Here is a 17944-nt window from a genome sequence, read left to right as displayed (position 1 = left end):
AGCCTCCATAAGAATGGATGTTCGATTTTGGTGTCAAGCGCACCACGCGGCACACCGCCGGGGCGTCCACGGGCCTACGGCCGCTGCGCTCCGCCGGGGCGCCGGCCGGTCCAGAGGCGTCGCACACGTGTGAACATCCCGGGGCCGCCCGGGCCCCGGCTGCGGTGCCCGTGCACCCGGGGATCGTCCGTGACGGCGTACCGCTTCACGTACGCCCCCAGGAACGCCTGCAGGGTGGCCACCGCCGGAATGGCGATCAGCGCGCCGACGGCGCCCAGCAGCGCGGTGCCCGCGACGACCGAACCGAAGGCGACCGCCGGGTGGATGTCGACCGTCCTGGCGGTCAGCTTGGGCTGCAGCACGTAGTTCTCGAACTGCTGGTAGACCACGACGAACACCAGAACCCACACCGCGTACCAGGGGTTCACGGTGAACGCGATCAGCATCGGCAGCGCGCCCGCGAGGTACGTGCCGATGGTGGGGATGAACTGCGAGACCAGGCCCACCCAGACGCCGAGCACCGGCGCGTACGGCACTCCGAGAGCCTGGAGCAGGACGTAGTGCGCGATCCCGGAGATGAGCGCCATGAGGCCGCGCGAGTACAGGTAGCCGCCCGTCTTGTCGACGGCTATCTCCCAGGCGCGCAGCACCTCGGCCTGGCGTGCGGGCGGCAGCACGGAGCACAGGGCGCGGCGCAGCCGGGGACCGTCGGCGGCGAAGTAGAACGAGAACAGCGCGACCGTGAGCAGCTGGAAGAGACCGCCGAGCACCTGGGCGGACACGTCGAGGACACCGGTCGCACTGTTCTGCACGTACTTGCGCAGCCAGTCGGAGTGGAGCAGGCCCTCCTGTATGTCGACGCGCCTCAGCTCGGTGTGGAAGGTGTGGTTGGTCCAGTTGATGAGCGAGTCGAGGTAGTCCGGGAAACCCTCGACCATCTTGATGATCTGGCCGGCCAGCATCGACCCGAGCAGGGTGACGAACCCGGCGGCGGCGACGGTCAGGCCGGTGAAGACCAGGAAGGTGGCGAGGCCCCTGCGCATGCCGCGGGCCGACATCCGGCTCACCGCCGGCTCGACCGCCAGGGCCAGGAAGAACGCGATCAGAATGTTGATCAAGAGCCCGGTGAGCTGGTGGAAGGCCCAGCTGCCCAGCTGGAACGCGGCGATCAGCGCGAGCGCGAGCACCATGGCGCGCGGCAGCCAGCGCGGCATCCGTCCGTCCGGAGCGACGGCGGAGGCCGGGGGCCGGTCGGGCGGGGGCGCTGCGGCCGGTGCCGCCTGCCGGGCGGGCGGCTCGCCGGCCGCGGCGCTGGGTGCCAGGGGGTCCTCGTCAGTCGGTGCCACGCGCCCAGTGTCGCCCACGCCACCGACAACCGGACCCCGCCGGCGATCTTCGTGACAGATCAGTGCCGTACCGTCGCGCCCTTCCCCGACAAGAGCGGCATTCCGGAAGCCGGGTCAGCGCTTCTCGCCCGGCACGTTCATGACCGCGCAGACCACGCGCCACACGTCCTTGGCCTCCCAGCCGGCGTCCAGCGCCTCGTGCACCGTGCGTCCGCCCAGGTCCGACATGACGTGATCGCGCGCGAAGGTGTCGGCGTACCCCGGACCGAAGTGTTCCGCCATCCGCTGCCAGAAGACCGTCAACCGCATGACTCCAGTATCCCGCCCCTGGGGGTGGCCCTGCCCCGGAGCGCCTGCCGAGACCGCTTTCCGCCCTACGGTCTGACCCATGGCCGAAACCGGAGCTCCCCCACTGCCCACCACGCCCCCGGCGCCTTCCCCGCTCTTCCGCGCCGAACAGTTCGTGTGGCTCACCGCGCGCGTGCTGGAGCAGCGTCTCTTCGCGTACCACTTCCTGCACGGCAGCCCCGAGGCGGTGGAAGCGGCCCTGGACGCCTACCGCAACGACGACGGCGGGTACGGGCACGCTCTGGAACCCGATCTGCGCGGACCGGTCAGCCAGCCGCTGCACGCCGCGCACGCGCTGCGGGTACTCGACGCCGTCGGGTGCTGCGGCGGGCAGCGCGTGGAGCGGTTGTGCCGCTACCTGACGTCCGTGTCGACCCCGGACGGCGCCCTGCCGGCGATCCACCCCAGCCAGCGCGGGTACCCGACGGCGCCGTTCGTCCCGGTCGTCGACGACCCTCCCAGCGAGCTGCTGGCCACCGGGCCGGTGGTCGGGCTGCTGCACCGCAACCAGGTCTGGCACGCCTGGCTCTTCCGGGCCACCGACTTCTGCTGGCAGGCGGTGGAGTCCCTGCGCAGGTCGCACCCCTACGAGGTGCAGGCCGCCGTCGCCTTCCTGGACTCCGCTCCCGACCGCCCGCGCGCGGAGGCGGCCGCCGACCGGCTGGGCCGCCTGGTGCGCGAGCAGCGGCTCGCCGTGCTGGACCCGGACCGTCTCGACGCGTTCCCGGTCGCCCCCGGCTACGCCCCGGGCGAGCACCACTTCCCGCACGACTTCGCCCGCAGTCCCGACTCGCTGGCGCGCGCGTGGTTCACGGACGACGAGATGACGCGCTCGCTGGACCACCTGGCCGCCGCCCAGCAGGACGACGGCGGCTGGCCGGTCCGGTGGCGCCGGTGGGCCCCGGCCCCGGCACTGGAGGCCGGCCCACTGGTGACGATCGAGGCCCTGCGCACCCTGAGGGCCTACGGCCGCTTCGTGGGCTGACCCGCGCCCGGGACCGGCCCGTTCCGTCGGCGGACCTCAGCCGCCGACGGCCCGCACGCCCGCCGTCACCACCACGGCCGCCGCCACGACCAGCAGGAAGGGCGCGCGCAGCACCAGGGCCACGGCCGCCGCGCCGAGCCCCGCGGCCCGCGCGTCGAGCACCAGCGCGTGCCCGTCGGCGAACGTCTGCTGGGCGGTCAACGCGGCCAGGAGGGCCACCGGCAGCAGGGCGGCGAGCCGGCGCACGTACGGCCGCTCCACCGTGTGCGCCGGTACCAGCAGTCCGGCGAGTTTCACGGCGTAGCAGCCGAGGGCGGTCAGGCCGATCGCGATCCAGGTGTTCACCGTTCCTCTTCCTCCGAGCCCGTCTGTTCCTTTCGCCCACGCCCCCTGCGCCGGCCCTCCGCGAGGAGGGCGAGCGGGGCCGCCAGTGCTGCCGCCAGGACCGGCACACCGGCGGGCAGGACAGGCAGCAGGCCCAGCCCCAGCAGGACGGCGAGGGCCGCCACCGCGCGCTCGGTGGCCGTCTTCAGCATCGGTGCGAGGAGCGCCAGGAAGACGGCGGGCCCCGCCGCGTCCAGGCCCCACGCGCGCGTGTCGCCGATCGCCCGGGCGCCCAGCACGCCGAGCAGCGTGGTGAGGTTCCACAGCAGGTAGAGGCTGAGACCGGTGACGGTGAAGCCGAGACGCGCGGCCCGCCGGTTCGGCTGGGCCAGGGTCACCGCGGTGGTCTCGTCGATCACCCACTGGGCGGCGAACGGCCGTAGTGCGCGCGGGAGGGCGAGCAGCTGCGACAACCGCAGCCCGTAGAAGGCGTTGCGCACGCCGAGGAAGAAGGCGCCGGCGGCCGCCGTGAACGGATTGCCCCCGGCGGCGAGCGCCCCGACCAGCGCGAACTGGGAGGCGCCGGTGAACACCAGGAGGCTGAGCGCGCAGGTCTGCAGCACCCCCAGTCCGCTGCCGGCCGAGGTCACCCCGAAGGCGAATCCGGACAGGCCCACGGCGACGCCGACTCCCAGGGCGTCCCGTACGACGGCCGAGTCCGGCTTGTCCGCCCCGTCGGCGGTCTGGTCGATGAGAGGTGTGTACTGTGCCACGTCCCCGACGGTACGGCCGGTCCTCAGCCCCGGTCTTGTACGTTCTTGCGCTCGTCCTGGCCCGTGCGCTCGCGCTGGTAGGCGCCCGGGGGCACGCCGACGATCCGGGCGAAGTGCCGATTGAGGTGGGGCTGGTCGGTGAAGCCGACGGTGGCGGCCACCTCGGCCGGAGCCGTACCGGCGTCCAGCAGCAACCGCGCGCGCCGTACCCGGGCGTCCGTCAGCCAGGTGTGCGGCGGCATGCCGTAGGCGTCGCGGAACGCCCGCAGCAGGGCGAACGGACTGGTGCCGAGGTCCGCGGCCAGCTGTTGCAGGGTCGGCGGGGCGGCCATCCGGTCCTCCAGCACCGCACGCGCGCGTGCCGCGACGCTCGCGCCGGCCGTCCGGGTCCGCCGCTGGGGCAGCGGGCCGCCGTTCAGCCGCAGCAGCCTGGTCACGGCCACCCGCAGGAGCGTGTCGGCGGCCAGCGCGTTGCCCTCGTCGGCGGCACGCAGCACCTGGTGCACCAGGCGGACGGTGTAGGGGTCGTCGAGGGTCGGGCTGACGAAGCCCGGGGTGCCGCGGAGGGTGGTGGTCTCGGCGGCGATCGCAGCGACGAGGTCGGGCGGCGGGTACAGCGCGCCGTACCGCCAGCCCTCGGGGACACCGGCCCGGCCCGTGTGCGGGGTGTCCGGGTTGACCAGAGCGAGCCCCCCGGCACCGGCGGAGACGTCGGAGCCGCGGTGGTGGAACACCTCGACGCCGTCGGCGATGGCCGCGATCACGAAGTTCTCGTGGGTGTGCCGGATGAACGTCTTGCGGATGTACCGGGCCCGGAGGAGGTCGACGCCGGGCAACTCCGCGTACCGCCAGTGCCGCGCCCGCTCTCCTGAACCCGCCATGCGCCCATTGTCCGCCCCGGCCGGACCACCCCGACAGCGCCCTCCGGCGCCCGGTACCGCGCCGGCACCGCGGGCCCACCCCGGGCCTCACCGCCCAGGCACCCCCCGGGTCCGTTCGCGCAGGTCACGGCGATTGTCAGTGGGCGGGTGCAGGATGGACGCATGGTCAGCTCCGCACACCGAGCCCTCGACGGCTTCTCCCCCGCGACCCGCGGCTGGTTCACGGGGGCGTTCCACGCGCCCACCGCGGCCCAGGCGGGCGCGTGGAACGCCCTCCGGGCGGGCTCGGACGTGCTGGTGGTCGCCCCGACCGGCTCCGGCAAGACACTGGCCGCCTTCCTCGCCGCCCTGGACCAGCTGGCCTCGGCCCCGCCCCCGGCCGATCCCAGGAAGCGCTGCCGGGTGCTCTACGTGTCCCCGCTGAAGGCCCTGGCCGTCGACGTCGAGCGGAACCTGCGCAGTCCGCTGACCGGCATCCGCCAGGAGTCGGTGCGCCTGGGCCTGCCCGAGCCCGAGATCAGGGTCGGCATCCGCTCCGGTGACACCCCGGCGGCCGAGCGCCGCGCCCTGTCCACCCGCCCGCCGGACATCCTGATCACCACCCCCGAGTCGCTGTTCCTGATGCTGACGTCGGCCGCGCGGGACGCGCTCACGGGCGTGGAGACGGTGATCCTGGACGAGGTCCACGCGGTCGCGGGCACCAAGCGGGGCGCGCACCTCGCGCTCTCCCTGGAACGGCTGGACGAGCTGCTGCCCAGGCCCGCGCGCCGGATCGGCCTGTCGGCGACGGTGCGCCCGGTGGACGAGGTGGCACGGTACTTGTCCCCGCGCCGCAAGGTGGAGATCGTCCAGCCGGAGTCCGGCAAGGAGTTCGACCTCTCCGTCGTCGTCCCGGTCGAGGACATGGGCGAGCTGGGCGGCGCCCCGGCCGCCGACGCCGCCGAGGGCGCCGAGCGGCCGTCGATCTGGCCGCACGTGGAGGAGCGGATCGCCGATCTGGTCCAGGCCCACCGGTCCACGATCGTCTTCGCCAACTCCCGCCGGCTGGCGGAGCGGCTGTGCAACCGGCTCAACGAGATCGCGTACGAGCGGGCGACGGGCGAGCCCCTGGACGAGCATCACTCCCCGGCCCAGCTGATGGGCGGTTCGGGCGCCGCCCAGGGTGCCCCGCCGGTGATCGCCCGCGCGCACCACGGCTCGGTCTCCAAGGAGCAGCGCGCCCTGGTGGAGGAGGACCTGAAGGCGGGCCGGCTGCCGGCGGTGGTCGCCACCTCCAGCCTGGAGCTCGGCATCGACATGGGTGCGGTGGACCTCGTCGTCCAGGTCGAGTCCCCGCCCTCGGTGGCCTCGGGCCTGCAGCGCGTAGGGCGCGCGGGACACCAGGTCGGTGCCGTCTCCACCGGTGTCGTCTTCCCGAAGTACCGCGGTGACCTGGTGCAGGCGGCCGTGGTGACCGAGCGGATGCGCTCGGGTTCGATCGAGTCCCTGCGGGTGCCCGCGAACCCGCTGGACGTCCTCGCGCAGCAGCTGGTCGCCATGACGGCGCTGGAGTCCTGGCAGTTCGACGACCTGCTGGCCGTGGCCCGCCGCGCGGCCCCGTTCGCCTCGCTGCCCGAGTCGGCGTTCACGGCGGTCCTCGACATGCTCGCGGGCCGCTACCCGTCGGACGCGTTCGCGGAACTGCGCCCGCGCGTGGTCTGGGACCGCGTGACCGGCGAGATCACCGGCCGCCCGGGCGCCCAGCGCCTCGCCGTCACCTCCGGCGGCACGATCCCCGACCGCGGGCTGTTCGGTGTCTTCCTCGCCGGTTCCGACCCGAAGAAGGGCGGCGGCCGGGTCGGCGAGCTGGACGAGGAGATGGTCTACGAGTCCCGGGTCGGTGACGTGTTCACCCTGGGCACGAGTTCCTGGCGGATCGAGGACATCACGCGCGACCGCGTCCTGGTCTCGCCCGCGCCGGGCGTGCCCGGCCGGCTGCCCTTCTGGAAGGGCGACCAGCTGGGCCGCCCGCTGGAGCTGGGCCGCGCGGTGGGCGCGTTCCTGCGCGAGGTCGGCTCGCTGTCCCGGGACGACGCGCGACTGCGGCTGCTCACGGCCGGCCTGGACGCGTGGGCGGCGGACAACGTGCTGTCCTACCTGGAGGAGCAGCGCGAGGCCTGCGGTCATGTCCCGGACGACCGCACGATCGTCGTGGAGCGGTTCCGTGACGAGCTGGGCGACTGGCGCGTCGTCGTCCACTCCCCCTTCGGCGCCCAGGTCCACGCCCCCTGGGCCCTCGCCCTCGGCGCCCGCCTGTCCGAGCGGTACGGCATGGACGCGCAGGTGATGCACGCCGACGACGGCATCGTGCTGCGCCTGCCCGACGCCGACCTGATGGGCATGGAGCTGCTCGACCAGGATCCGATGAGGACCGGCACGCCCCTCGACACGGCGGTCGACAGCGACCAGGCCCCGGTCGGCGCGGCCGACGTCGCCTTCGACAAGGGCGAGGTCGACCAGGTCGTCACCGACCAGGTCGGCGGATCGGCCCTGTTCGCCTCCCGGTTCCGCGAGTGCGCCGCCCGCGCGCTGCTGCTGCCGCGCCGCAACCCCGGCAAGCGCACCCCGCTGTGGCAGCAGCGCCAGCGGGCGGCGCAGCTGCTGCAGGTGGCGAGCGAGTTCGGCTCGTTCCCGATCGTCCTGGAAGCGGTCCGGGAATGCCTCCAGGACGTCTTCGACGTGCCCGGGCTGGTCGAGCTGATGGGTGACATCGAGTCCCGCAGGGTGCGCCTGGTCGAGGTGACCACCCCGGAGCCGTCCCCGTTCGCCCGCTCCCTGCTCTTCGGGTACGTGGCCCAGTTCCTGTACGAGGGCGACTCCCCGCTGGCCGAGCGGCGCGCCGCCGCGCTGTCGCTGGACTCGCGGTTGCTGGCCGAGCTGCTGGGCCAGGCGGAGCTGCGGGAACTGCTCGACGCGGAGGTGCTCACCGAGCTGGAGCGCGAGCTGCAGTGGCTCACCGAGGACCGCCGGATCAAGGACGTGGAGGGCGTCGCCGACGTGCTCCGGCTGCTCGGCCCGCTCACCGACGCGGAACTGGTGGCACGGGGCGCCGACCACCAGTGGGCGCGGGAGCTGGCCGGGGCCCGCCGGGCGATCAAGGTGCGGATCGCGGGGATCGACCACTGGGCGGCGGTGGAGGACGCGGGCCGGCTGCGGGACGCGCTCGGCACGGCGTTGCCGGTCGGCGTGCCGGAGGCGTTCACCGAGCCGGTCAAGGATCCGCTGGGTGACCTCCTCGCGCGGTACGCCCGCACCCACGGCCCGTTCACCTCGGCCACCGCAGCCGCCCGGTTCGGCCTGGGGGTGGCCGTCACCGAGGGCGCCCTGCAGCGGCTGGCCGCCGCCGGCCGGGTCGTACAGGGCGAGTTCCATCCGGCGGGCATCGGCCAGGAGTGGTGCGACGCGGCCGTGCTGCGCCGGTTGCGCCGCCGTTCCCTGGCGGCCCTGCGGCACGAGCTGGAGCCGGTGCCGCCCGCCGCGCTCGCCCAGTTCCTGCCGCAGTGGCAGCACATCGGCAGGGGGCACGGGCTGCGGGGCGTCGACGGGCTGGTGCGCGCGGTGGAGCAGCTGCAGGGCGCGTCCGTGCCGGCCTCCGCGCTGGAGAAGCTGGTGCTGCCCTCCCGCGTGGCCGGTTACACGCCCTCGATGCTCGACGAACTGACCGCCGCCGGTGAGGTGGTGTGGGCCGGCGCGGGTGCCCTGCCCGGCAAGGACGGCTGGGTCTGCCTCTACCTGGCGGACGCGGCCCCGCTGCTGCTCCCGGCTGCGCACCCGTTGGAGCTGACCGCGCTCCACCAGTCGGTCCTCGACACCCTCTCCGGCGGCTACGGCCTGTTCTTCCGGCAGATCGCCGACCAGGTCCGGGCGACCACGCACCCCGAGGCCACCGATCCCCAGCTTGCCGACGCGCTGTGGGATCTGGCCTGGTCGGGCCGGCTCACCAACGACACGCTGGCTCCGATGCGCGCTCTCCTGGGCTCGGGCCGCACGGCGGGGTCGACCGCGCACCGGGCCAAGCGTGCCGTCCCGCGCGGGCGGTACGGCTCCCTGACGGCGGCCGCGCGCACCGCGTCCCGCACCGGCCCGCCGACCGTGGCCGGCCGCTGGTCACTGCTGCCCGCGGCCGAGCCGGACGCCACCGTGCGCGCGCACGCCCTGGCCCGCACCCTGCTGGACCGGCACGGCGTGGTCACCCGGGGCGCGGTCGCCGCCGAGGGCGTCGAGGGAGGCTTCTCGGCGGTGTACCGGGTGCTGTCGGCCTTCGAGGAGACTGGTCAGGCCCGGCGGGGTTACGTGGTCGAGGGCCTGGGCGCGGCCCAGTTCGCGATGGACGGCGCGGTCGACCGCCTGCGCGCGGTGGCGAACGCCCGGGAGCGGGCCGAGGGCCTGCCCGCCCCGGCCGGACCGGGCGGCTTCGGCTTCCCGGGCGCCGCCGACGGCTTCGCCGGACCGGCCGCCGCGAACCCGTTCGACGAAACGGACGGCGCACCGGGAGGAACGGACGCCACCTCGCACGGCCACGCCTCCCCCGGCGTCTTCGACACGCCCGCCGACGGTTTCGCCCACCCCGGCCTGGACGGCGACTTCACCTGGCCGCCGCAGGACCGCCCCGCCCCCGACGGCGACCAGGCACCGCCCCAGGGCCCCGCCGACCCGTTCGCCTCCCCCGGCTACGGCGGCCCCCGCGGCAGCTCCGCCCCGTACAACGGCCCGGCCCCCTACGGCCCGGCCGCCTACGGAAGGGCCCCGCACCGCGGCTTCGGCAACGGCCGTACGGGCGCCCCCGCACCCGACCCCCGCGCCGTGGTTCTCGCCGCGGCCGACCCCGCGAACGCCTACGGTTCCGCGTTGCCCTGGCCGGAGCCGCCGACCGGGGCCGGTCACAAGCCGGGGCGCAAGGCCGGTTCGCTGGTCGTCCTGGTGGAGGGCGAGCTGACGCTGTACATGGAACGCGGCGGCAAGACCCTGCTGGCGTGGCCCGCCACACCGGACACCGCGGCGCCGGACGATCCCCGCCTGCGGACGGCGGCCGAGGCACTGGCCGCGGCGGCCCGCGCGGGCTCCCTCGGCACGGTCACGGTCGAGCGGATCAACGGCACCCAGGCCCTGACCTCCCCCATGGGCACCCTGCTGGAGGCCGCGGGATTCGTGGCGACACCGCGCGGCCTGCGGCTGCGGGTCTGACCGGCACCGGGCCGCGGGCACGGCCTGCCCCGGCCCGCCGGCCCGCCGGCCGCCGCCCTGCCCGCCGGCCGCCGCCCGAGCCGGCGCACCATCCCGCACCGAACCAGCCGTCCCACCGCACCCCAGACGGCCACCTACCCGTCTCCCCACCCCACCGGACTCCACCCGGACGCCCCCCGGCACCCCAACCACCCCGGCCCCGTCGTGGCACCCTTGACGCATGCCCGAAGGTGACACGGTCTGGCAGGCCGCGCGGCGGCTGCACGAGGCGCTCGCGGGCAAGCCGCTGACGCGGAGCGACTTCCGCGTGCCGAAGTACGCGACGGTCGACCTCGCCGGCCGCAGGGTGCTGAGCACGATCCCGCGCGGCAAACACCTGCTGACGCGGATCGAGGGCGGCCTGACCCTCCACACGCACCTGCGCATGGAGGGCGCGTGGAAGGTCTTCGACGCCGGCGAGCGCTGGCGGGGCGGGCCCGCGTACCAGATCCGGGCGGTGCTGGCCACCTCGGACCGGACGGCCGTCGGCTACCGCCTGCCGGTCGTGGAGCTGCTGCGCACGACCGAGGAGGAACGGATCGTCGGCCATCTGGGCCCCGACCTGCTGGGCCCGGACTGGGACCCCGGGCGCGCCCTGGCCAACGTCCTCGCCGACCCGGGCCGCCAGCTCGGCGAGGCCCTGCTGGACCAGCGCAATCTGGCGGGCATCGGCAACGTCTACAAGAGCGAACTGTGCTTCCTGCTCGGCGTGACCCCCTGGCTGCCGGCCGGCGCGCTCCCCGCCGACCGCGCCGAGAAGCTGCCCGGTCTGGCCAAGCGGCTGCTGGAGGCGAACCGTGACCGTCCGGTCCGGCAGACCACCGGTCTGCCCCGGTACGACCTGTTCGTCTACGGGCGCGCACCCCGCCCGTGCCTGCGCTGCCACACCCCCGTCCGGGTGGCCGACCAAGGCGACGGCTCCCAGGAACGACCGACCTACTGGTGCCCCACCTGCCAGACGGGCCCCGCGCCGGCGCCGGGCTCCCCCCAGCGCTGGCGGGACAAGTACCCCCGCCGCGCCGGCTGACCACCGGTGCCGAGCCGACCGCCCCACGGTGCGAGCGGCGCCCGGCAATTGACGACCCGTCAGATGTGCTCGTACCGTCACCTGCATGGCCCTCACCGCGTACGACCTCAGCGGACGCACCGCCTTCGTCACCGGAGCCGCCGGCGGGATCGGGCGGGCCTCCGCCGTACTGCTCGCCGAGGCGGGTGCGAGGGTGCACTGCGCGGACCAGGACCCGGACGGCCTGCACGGCACGGCCGCGCTGATCGAGGAGCGCGGCGGCACGGCACGCGTCCACGTCCTCGACGTCACCGACCGGGCCCGGCTCGGTGAGGCGGTCAGGTCCTGCGAGCGACTGGACGTGCTGGCGGCGATCGCCGGGATCATGCACAGCAGCCCGGTGCTGGAGACCCGGGACGAGGACCTCGACCGGGTGCTGGACGTCAACTTCAAGGGAGTGCTGTACGCCTGCCAGGAGGCGGCCCGTCTGATGCTCGCCCGGGGGACCCGCGGCAGCATCGTCACCATGGCCTCGGGCGCGGTCGACACCGGCGGCGCCGGGCTGCTCTGCTACGGCGCGGCCAAGGCGGCCGTCGTCCAGCTGACCAGGACGCTCGCCACCGAGGTCGGTCCGCACGGCATCCGGGTCAACGCGGTCGCGCCGGGCTGGATCCGCACCCCCATGACCGACCGCCACGACCGCGAGGCGCAGGCGCACACGGAGGCGGCGATGACCCGGCTGGCCCCGCTGGGCCGGGTCGGCGAGCCGGCCGACGTCGCGCACGCGGTGCTGTACCTGGCGTCGGACGCGTCGGCCTTCACGACGGGTCAGATACTTCGCCCGAACGGGGGTGCGGTGATGCCCTGGTGACGTCCCCGGCGCGCCAGGCGGCCGCCCAGCGCCCCGCCGGTACGGCCCCGGTCGCGTGTCCCTTGGGCGCACAGTGCACGGGCAGCAGGCTGAGCCCCCACCCGCCGGCCACGACGGCCCCTTCCAGCACACCCGGGTCGCGGCCCGCGGCGATCCGCAGTACGGCGCACCACCACACCGCACCGAGCCCGAGCGCCACCACCCGGCGCACTATTCGCCCCGCCATGCCGCCACCACCTCCAGCCGGACGCTAGACCGCCACCCCGATCGCCGGGAAGGCGCACCGAGGGCTCACTGATGCAGCGCCGGGAGGAAACAGTCCGTCCGGCATGGAGGGGGCCGGCCGCTTACGCGTTCTCCGCCTGGAACATCCAGTGGTGTTTCTCCAGGTCGGCGGTGATCCCGATAAAGATGTCCTGGGTGACCGGGTCGGGCGCCCCGGTGGCCTCCACCCGGTCCCGCATCCGGGTGATCACCGCGCCCAGGGCGTCCACCATCGCCCCGACCGCGTCCGTGTCCTTGATCCACCCCGCGGGAGTGGTCTTGATGCCGCTGCTGGAGGCCACCGTGCCGGCGCGTCCGTCGGGCGGGATGCCCAGCGCCGAGGCGCGCTCGGCCACCGTGTCCATGTGCGTGCGGGCGGAGTCGACCACCTCGTCCAGCTGCAGGTGGACGGAGCGGAAGCGGGGCCCGACGATGTTCCAGTGGATCTGCTTGGCGACCAGGGCGAGGTCCACGAGGTCGACCACCGCGCTCTGCAGCGCCTCCGACACGGTTTTCAGGTCCGTGTCGGCCAAGGGGCTCTTCACGACGTACATCCGCTTCCTCCGGTGCGTGGGGCGCCGTCACGTCCCCTCCACGATGACCGCACCGCACGACCTCGGCAAACGCACGCCGGACGGGTGAGGAGCGACGAAAGCCCCGGACGGCTCCCCAGGTCTTCCTGGGACAGCCGGCCGGGGCTTTCCACGTCTCGTATCGCTGGGCCGCGCGCACGCACCTCAGGCGGCGACGACGTCCACCGCCTCCGCGGGCGCCTTGATGGTCACCCGTTCCGGTGGCACACCGGTCACCGACACCGAACCCAGCATCGGACGAACCGGCGCGGGCACGGGCTCGGTGGCCCGGGCGGACTGGGCCAGTTCGGCGAGCGCCAGCTCGTCGCTCACTTCCCGCATGAGTTCCGACATCCGTACGTCCAGCGCGTCGCAGATGGCGGCGAGCAGCTCGGAGGAAGCCTCCTTCTGCCCCCGCTCCACCTCGGAGAGATAGCCGAGTGAGACTCGGGCGGACGAGGAGACTTCGCGCAGAGTACGGCCCTGGCGTTGGCGCTGCCGACGCAGCACGTCACCCAGCAGGCGACGGAGCAGAATCATCGGTGGCTCCCTCCTCGGACCGCGTAGCCGCATCCTTCTCGCCCCACCGTACCGCCTTGCGCCGCGGCCGTGCGGGGAGCGATGTCGTGTTCACTCAGGGCTGCAAACATCAAAACCCCCCGTTCCGTTCCGTATCCTGTGCCCGCTCATTCCCAGTCTGTTCGCCCGCAAGCTGCTCCAGGAGCACTGCGAGTACGCTCCGTACACTCTCCATACGAATTTCCGCACGGCTGCCGTTCAACCGCAGACCCTCGACTTTTCCGCCACCGGCAGAACCGTCCCGGTCGGTGAGCGGTCCGTCGACGGCCACGAAGACCGTCCCGACGGGCTGTCCGTCCTGCGGATCGGGGCCGGCGACACCGGTGGTCGCCATGCCCCAGTCGGCCCGCAGGGCCTTGCGGACGCCGGCCGCCATCTGGCCCGCGACCTGCGGATCCACCGCTCCGCGCTGGGCCAGTAGGGCGGCGTCGACCCCCAGCAACGCGTGCTTCAGATCGGTGGCGTAGGCGGTGATCGAGCCGCGGAACACCCGGGAGGCACCGGGCACCGCGGTGATCTCCGCCGCTACCAGGCCACCGGTCAGCGACTCGGCGACGGCAAGGGTCTGGCCCCTCACGGTCAGTAGTCGCACCAGTTCGGTGGCCGCGGAACTCACGCTTCCTTCTCCTCCGACGCCGCTGCGCGCTCGGCGATTCCCCGCCGGCGCAGCACAATGGCTTGTCTTACGTAGTCGAGGCCGGTCACGACCGTGAGAACGACCGCCACGGCCATCACCCAGAACCTCAGGCTGGCCAGCCACCCCGTCAGCGCCAGGACGTACATCCCGACGGCCACGCCCTGGGTGAGCGTCTTCAGCTTGCCGCCCCGGCTGGCGGGGATCACGCCGTAGCGAATGACCAGAAAACGCAGCAGCGTGATGCCGAGTTCCCGGCCGAGGATCACGGCCGTCACCCACCAGGGCAGATCGCCGAGGGCGGACAGGCAGATGAGCGCCGCACCCATGATGGCCTTGTCGGCGATGGGGTCGGCGATCTTCCCGAAGTCGGTGACGAGGTTGTAGGTGCGCGCCAGATGACCGTCGAACAGATCGGTGATCATGGCGATGGCGAAGGCGGCCCAGGCCACGGAGCGCCAGGCCGGGTCGTAGCCGCCGCCGGTCAGCATCAGGGCCACGAAGCCGGGCACCAGGAGCAGGCGGAGCATGGTCAGTAGATTGGCGACGTTCCAGACGCTCGCCTGGTTGACGGCCGCGGCCGCGATCTTCGCGCCGCGCGCGGGCTTGCCGCCGCCGTCGGGCGCCGCGGCCGGGCCCGCGGCGGAACCGGAGACCTCGGACCGGGTTCCGTCCGCAGCGGCGGCGGCACCCCGGGCACCCGGCGCGCCGGAGGAGCCGCCCGCGGCGGATGCCGGGACTCCGGTCATCTGCCCGCCTCCTCACTACACGCGAGCGAGCCGGTCAGCGGCTCGGCCACCAGGTCGACGCCTTCCGTGCCGACCACCTTCGCCTCGACCATACGTCCGACCCTCAGACCCGCGCCGCTCGTGAGCAGGACCTGGCCGTCGGTCTCCGGCGCCTGGTGCGCGGCGCGGCCGTGCACCCCCTCCTCGGCGTCGACCGACTCCACCAGGACCCGCAGGGTCTCGCCGACGCGCTCCTCGGCGCGCTGCGAGACGAGTTCCTCGGCGAGCCGGGAGATGTGGGCCAGGCGCTCGGCGACGACGTCCTCGTCCAGCTTGTCGTCGTAGGTCGCCGCTTCCGTGCCCTCCTCGTCGGAGTAGCCGAAGACGCCGATGGCGTCCAGCCGGGCGCCGTTCAGGAAGCGCTCCAGTTCGCCCAGGTCGGACTCGGTCTCGCCGGGGAAGCCGACGATGAAGTTGGAGCGCACGCCGGCCTCGGGGGCCTTGCTGCGGATGGTGTCGAGCAGCTCCAGGAAGCGGTCGGTGTCACCGAAGCGGCGCATGGCGCGCAGCACGCCGGGCGCCGAGTGCTGGAAGGAGAGGTCGAAGTACGGGGCGACCTTGGGGGTCGAGGTCAGGACGTCGATGAGGCCGGGGCGCATCTCGGCCGGCTGCAGGTAGCTCACCCGGACCCGCTCGATGCCGTCGACCTCGGCCAGCTCCGGCAGCAGGGACTCCAGCAGGCGGATGTCGCCGAGGTCCTTGCCGTACGAGGTGTTGTTCTCGGAGACCAGCATGATCTCCTTGACGCCCTGCTCGGCCAGCCAGCGGGTCTCGTTCAGGACGTCGCTGGGGCGGCGGGAGATGAAGGAGCCACGGAAGGACGGGATGGCGCAGAAGGAGCAGCGCCGGTCGCAGCCGGAGGCCAGCTTGACCGAGGCGACCGGGGAGCCGTCCAGGCGGCGGCGCAGGGGCGCGCGGGGGCCGGAGGCCGGCGCGACGCCCTCCGGGAGGTCGGCGGGGGCGTGGCCGGGCAGGGCCACCGCGGCGGCCGACTCCTGGCGCTCGGCCGGGCTGATCGGCAGCAGCTTGCGGCGGTCGCGCGGGGTGTGAGCGGCGTGGATGCCGCCGGACAGGATGGTCTGCAGGCGGTCGGAGATGTCCGTGTAGTCGTCGAAGCCGAGCACGCCGTCGGCCTCGGGCAGCGCCTCGGCCAGCTCCTTGCCGTACCGCTCGGCCATGCAGCCGACCGCCACGACGGCCTGGGTTCTCCCATGGTTCTTGAGGTCGTTGGCCTCCAGGAGGGCGTCGACGGAGTCCTTCTTCGCGGCTTCCACGAAGCCACAGGTGTTGACCACGGCGACGTCGGCGTCCGCGGCGTCGTCGACGAGCTGCCAGCCGTCCGCCTCCAAACGGCCTGCGAGCTCCTCGGAATCCACCTCGTTACGAGCGCAGCCGAGAGTGACGAGTGCGACGGTACGGCGTTCAGGCATGGGCTCAAGACTACTTTGTCTCGCTGACAGCCCACGTCGACGGGGTTGGCCGAGCACGGCCGACTCCGTCACACCCGCCGGGCCGGACCCGTCAGCCCGCCACCGGGTCGCCCTTGGTGTAGGTGAGCCGCTCCACCGCGCCGGGCCGGAAGGTGTCCTCGATCTTCTTGCCGTTGACGTACAGCTCGATCGCGCCGGCGTCGCCCAGGATCAGGTTGATCTTGGCGCTGTCCTGGAAGGTCTTGGACTGCCCCTTCTTCAGCAGCCCGTCGAAGAGCATCCGCCCGTTGTGGTCCTTGGCGGAGATCCAGCTGCGTCCGTTGGGGGCGCTGACCTGGACGGTCACCTTGTCCTGGGGCGCGGCGGCGATGGCGCTGTCGGACGGCTCGCCGGTCGGCTCGGCGGGCTTGAGCCTCCTCGGCGTGGGCGAGGCGGACTTCACCGTGGCCGGCTTGGTGCCCTCGGCGACGGGCGACTTGGCGTCGCCGGAGCCGTCGCCGCCCTTGAACGCGGTGAACCCGACGAATCCGATCACGACGACGATCGCGGCGACCATCGCCGCGGTCCAGTTCGGGCCGCGCCGCTCGGGCCTGATCCGCTCCGCCTCGAACAGGGGTGCGGCGGGGGTGGGCGCGGGCCGGCCGCCGTGCTCGGCGTCGTACTGGGCGATCAGCGGCTCGGGATCGAGGTGGACGGCCCTGGCCAGCGTGCGGATGTGCCCACGGGCGTACACGGCGCCGCCACAGGGGGCGAAGTCGTCCCGTTCGATCGCGTGCACGATGGCCATACGGACACGAGTGGCACTGCTGACGTCGTCCACGGTGAGCCCGGCCGCGATCCGCGCCTGCTGCAGCGCGCGGCCCACGGTGGGACGGGCTTCCTGGGACTCGTCTGGGAACGGACGCTCGTCTTCAGGGGAGTTGCCGATGGACACGGGGGCGCCTTTCGAGCGTGTAGCCACCTGTGCTGGAAGCTCAGTCTAGGGGGGGTACGAAAGGGTGGGGCAACCGGGCGGTAGGACTTTGTACGCCATCGGAATGGCCCGACATCCCGGGGACGCGACAGGCAGGTACCCCAGGATCCGGGCCCTACCTGTCCTCTCGCTCAACTGGACGTACGACAAACGGAAACGGTTGCTCACGGACATCTAACAGGTGGATCACGGCGATCCCGCCAGCCGGCGTAACCCACGTCCGCCGAACGGCCCTTCACCTCTCACCCTTCGCCCCTCACCCGTCGGACTCCCCGCGGATCACGGCGAGCACACCGTCCAGCTCGTCAGGCTTCACGAGAACGTCACGCGCCTTGGAGCCCTCGCTCGGACCGACGATGTTGCGGGACTCCATGAGGTCCATGAGCCGCCCGGCCTTGGCGAAGCCGACGCGCAGCTTCCGCTGGAGCATCGAGGTCGACCCGAACTGGGTGGAGACGACCAGCTCGGCCGCCTGGCACAGCAGGTCCAGGTCGTCGCCGATGTCCTCGTCGATCTCCTTCTTCTGCTTGCTGCCCACGGTGACGTCGTCCCGGAAGACGGGCGCCATCTGCTCCTTGCAGTGCCGGACGACGACCGCGACCTCCTCCTCGGTCACGAAGGCGCCCTGCATACGGGTCGGCTTGTTCGCGCCCATCGGCAGGAACAGGCCGTCGCCCTTGCCGATCAGCTTCTCGGCACCCGGCTGGTCGAGGATGACCCGGGAGTCGGCGAGCGAGGAGGTGGCGAAGGCCAGCCGGGAGGGCACGTTGGCCTTGATCAGGCCGGTGACCACGTCGACCGAGGGCCGCTGGGTGGCGAGGACCAGGTGGATGCCGGCCGCGCGCGCGAGCTGCGTGATGCGCACGATCGCGTCCTCGACGTCCCGCGGGGCCACCATCATCAGGTCC

At 73.4% G+C, this 17944-nt stretch carries 16 protein-coding genes; 4 read left to right on the top strand and 12 right to left on the bottom strand.

Annotated elements, in window-relative coordinates; genetic code table 11:
• Window positions 1-74 precede the first annotated feature (74 nt).
• Window positions 75-1346: an AI-2E family transporter gene (locus tag IE312_RS20880; RefSeq protein ID WP_370467581.1), complete on the bottom strand. Its 1272-nt coding sequence runs from the start codon at window positions 1344-1346 to the stop codon at window positions 75-77.
• A gap of 114 nt (window positions 1347-1460) precedes the next feature.
• The gene (locus IE312_RS20875) at window positions 1461-1655 is read right to left on the bottom strand and encodes a DUF3046 domain-containing protein (RefSeq protein WP_189983879.1); all 195 of its coding nucleotides are present in this window, start codon (window positions 1653-1655) and stop codon (window positions 1461-1463) included.
• A gap of 79 nt (window positions 1656-1734) precedes the next feature.
• Here IE312_RS20875 and IE312_RS20870 point away from each other — a divergent pair, with 79 nt between their 5' ends.
• The gene (locus tag IE312_RS20870) at window positions 1735-2679 is read left to right on the top strand and encodes a hypothetical protein (RefSeq protein ID WP_189983878.1); all 945 of its coding nucleotides are present in this window, start codon (window positions 1735-1737) and stop codon (window positions 2677-2679) included.
• A 36-nt stretch (window positions 2680-2715) separates the two neighbouring features.
• On the opposite strand, the gene IE312_RS20865 is transcribed toward IE312_RS20870, so the two are convergent.
• Genes IE312_RS20865 through IE312_RS20855 form a run of 3 tightly spaced genes read right to left on the bottom strand, consistent with a single transcriptional unit; the run spans window position 2716 to window position 4657 of the window.
• Window positions 2716-3024 (bottom strand): AzlD domain-containing protein, encoded by a 309-nt coding sequence (locus tag IE312_RS20865; protein WP_189983877.1) that lies wholly within the window; start codon window positions 3022-3024, stop codon window positions 2716-2718.
• A complete protein-coding gene (locus IE312_RS20860; RefSeq protein WP_189983876.1) occupies window positions 3021-3776 on the bottom strand; it encodes an AzlC family ABC transporter permease in 756 nt (251 codons plus the stop codon). The genes IE312_RS20865 and IE312_RS20860 overlap by 4 nt, the downstream gene beginning before the upstream one ends.
• 23 nt (window positions 3777-3799) lie before the next feature.
• A complete protein-coding gene (locus IE312_RS20855; protein WP_189983875.1) occupies window positions 3800-4657 on the bottom strand; it encodes an AraC family transcriptional regulator in 858 nt (285 codons plus the stop codon).
• Window positions 4658-4819: 162 nt separating this feature from the next.
• Here IE312_RS20855 and IE312_RS20850 point away from each other — a divergent pair, with 162 nt between their 5' ends.
• From IE312_RS20850 to IE312_RS20840, 3 genes are all read left to right on the top strand, one after another.
• Window positions 4820-9880: an ATP-dependent helicase gene (locus IE312_RS20850; RefSeq protein ID WP_189983874.1), complete on the top strand. Its 5061-nt coding sequence runs from the start codon at window positions 4820-4822 to the stop codon at window positions 9878-9880.
• Between the two features lie 220 nt (window positions 9881-10100).
• A complete protein-coding gene (locus IE312_RS20845) occupies window positions 10101-10946 on the top strand; it encodes an Fpg/Nei family DNA glycosylase (protein WP_189983873.1) in 846 nt (281 codons plus the stop codon).
• Between the two features lie 85 nt (window positions 10947-11031).
• Window positions 11032-11796, top strand: a complete 765-nt coding sequence (locus tag IE312_RS20840) for an SDR family NAD(P)-dependent oxidoreductase (protein ID WP_189983872.1) — start codon at window positions 11032-11034, stop codon at window positions 11794-11796.
• Between the two features lie 347 nt (window positions 11797-12143).
• Here the strand turns inward: IE312_RS20840 and IE312_RS20835 are convergent, their stop codons facing one another.
• The 7 genes from IE312_RS20835 to IE312_RS41080 all read right to left on the bottom strand — a co-directional run.
• On the bottom strand, window positions 12144-12614 hold the full coding sequence (locus IE312_RS20835) for a Dps family protein (protein ID WP_189983871.1): 471 nt from the start codon (window positions 12612-12614) through the stop codon (window positions 12144-12146).
• Window positions 12615-12797: 183 nt separating this feature from the next.
• Entirely contained in the window at window positions 12798-13172 is a 375-nt protein-coding gene (locus IE312_RS20830) for a helix-turn-helix domain-containing protein (protein WP_189983870.1), read from the bottom strand.
• 109 nt (window positions 13173-13281) lie between these two features.
• On the bottom strand, window positions 13282-13827 hold the full coding sequence (locus tag IE312_RS20825; RefSeq protein WP_189983869.1) for a CinA family protein: 546 nt from the start codon (window positions 13825-13827) through the stop codon (window positions 13282-13284).
• Window positions 13824-14594, bottom strand: coding sequence for a CDP-diacylglycerol--glycerol-3-phosphate 3-phosphatidyltransferase (gene pgsA / locus IE312_RS20820; RefSeq protein ID WP_189983868.1), 771 nt, complete (start codon window positions 14592-14594; stop codon window positions 13824-13826). Before pgsA ends, IE312_RS20825 begins: the two co-directional genes overlap by 4 nt.
• Window positions 14591-16063 (bottom strand): 30S ribosomal protein S12 methylthiotransferase RimO, encoded by a 1473-nt coding sequence (rimO, locus tag IE312_RS20815; RefSeq protein ID WP_189983867.1) that lies wholly within the window; start codon window positions 16061-16063, stop codon window positions 14591-14593. The genes pgsA and rimO overlap by 4 nt, the downstream gene beginning before the upstream one ends.
• Window positions 16064-16154: 91 nt before the next feature.
• The gene (locus IE312_RS20810) at window positions 16155-16997 is read right to left on the bottom strand and encodes a helix-turn-helix domain-containing protein (protein WP_189983866.1); all 843 of its coding nucleotides are present in this window, start codon (window positions 16995-16997) and stop codon (window positions 16155-16157) included.
• Between the two features lie 295 nt (window positions 16998-17292).
• A partial coding sequence (locus IE312_RS41080) for a DNA translocase FtsK (protein ID WP_268254327.1) occupies window positions 17293-17944 on the bottom strand: 652 nt, incomplete at its 5' end.

It is taken from the genome of Streptomyces capoamus (genome assembly GCF_014654935.1).
In the GTDB taxonomy this organism is placed as follows: domain Bacteria; phylum Actinomycetota; class Actinomycetes; order Streptomycetales; family Streptomycetaceae; genus Streptomyces; species Streptomyces capoamus.
The sequence above is the reverse complement of the archived record's forward strand: the minus strand, read 5'-3'. Positions and strand labels throughout refer to the sequence as shown.

Bases quoted from the DNA above. Each gene is read 5' to 3' on its own strand.
- IE312_RS20835 (WP_189983871.1), bottom strand. From the start codon at position 12,614: ATGTACGTCGTGAAGAGCCCCTTGGCCGACACGGACCTGAAAACCGTG.
- IE312_RS20830 (WP_189983870.1), bottom strand. From the start codon at position 13,172: ATGATTCTGCTCCGTCGCCTGCTGGGTGACGTGCTGCGTCGGCAGCGC.
- IE312_RS20850 (WP_189983874.1), top strand. From the start codon at position 4,820: ATGGTCAGCTCCGCACACCGAGCCCTCGACGGCTTCTCCCCCGCGACC.
- IE312_RS20845 (WP_189983873.1), top strand. From the start codon at position 10,101: ATGCCCGAAGGTGACACGGTCTGGCAGGCCGCGCGGCGGCTGCACGAG.
- IE312_RS20875 (WP_189983879.1), bottom strand. From the start codon at position 1,655: ATGCGGTTGACGGTCTTCTGGCAGCGGATGGCGGAACACTTCGGTCCG.
- IE312_RS20855 (WP_189983875.1), bottom strand. From the start codon at position 4,657: ATGGCGGGTTCAGGAGAGCGGGCGCGGCACTGGCGGTACGCGGAGTTG.
- IE312_RS20870 (WP_189983878.1), top strand. From the start codon at position 1,735: ATGGCCGAAACCGGAGCTCCCCCACTGCCCACCACGCCCCCGGCGCCT.
- rimO (WP_189983867.1), bottom strand. From the start codon at position 16,063: ATGCCTGAACGCCGTACCGTCGCACTCGTCACTCTCGGCTGCGCTCGT.
- pgsA (WP_189983868.1), bottom strand. From the start codon at position 14,594: ATGACCGGAGTCCCGGCATCCGCCGCGGGCGGCTCCTCCGGCGCGCCG.
- IE312_RS20840 (WP_189983872.1), top strand. From the start codon at position 11,032: ATGGCCCTCACCGCGTACGACCTCAGCGGACGCACCGCCTTCGTCACC.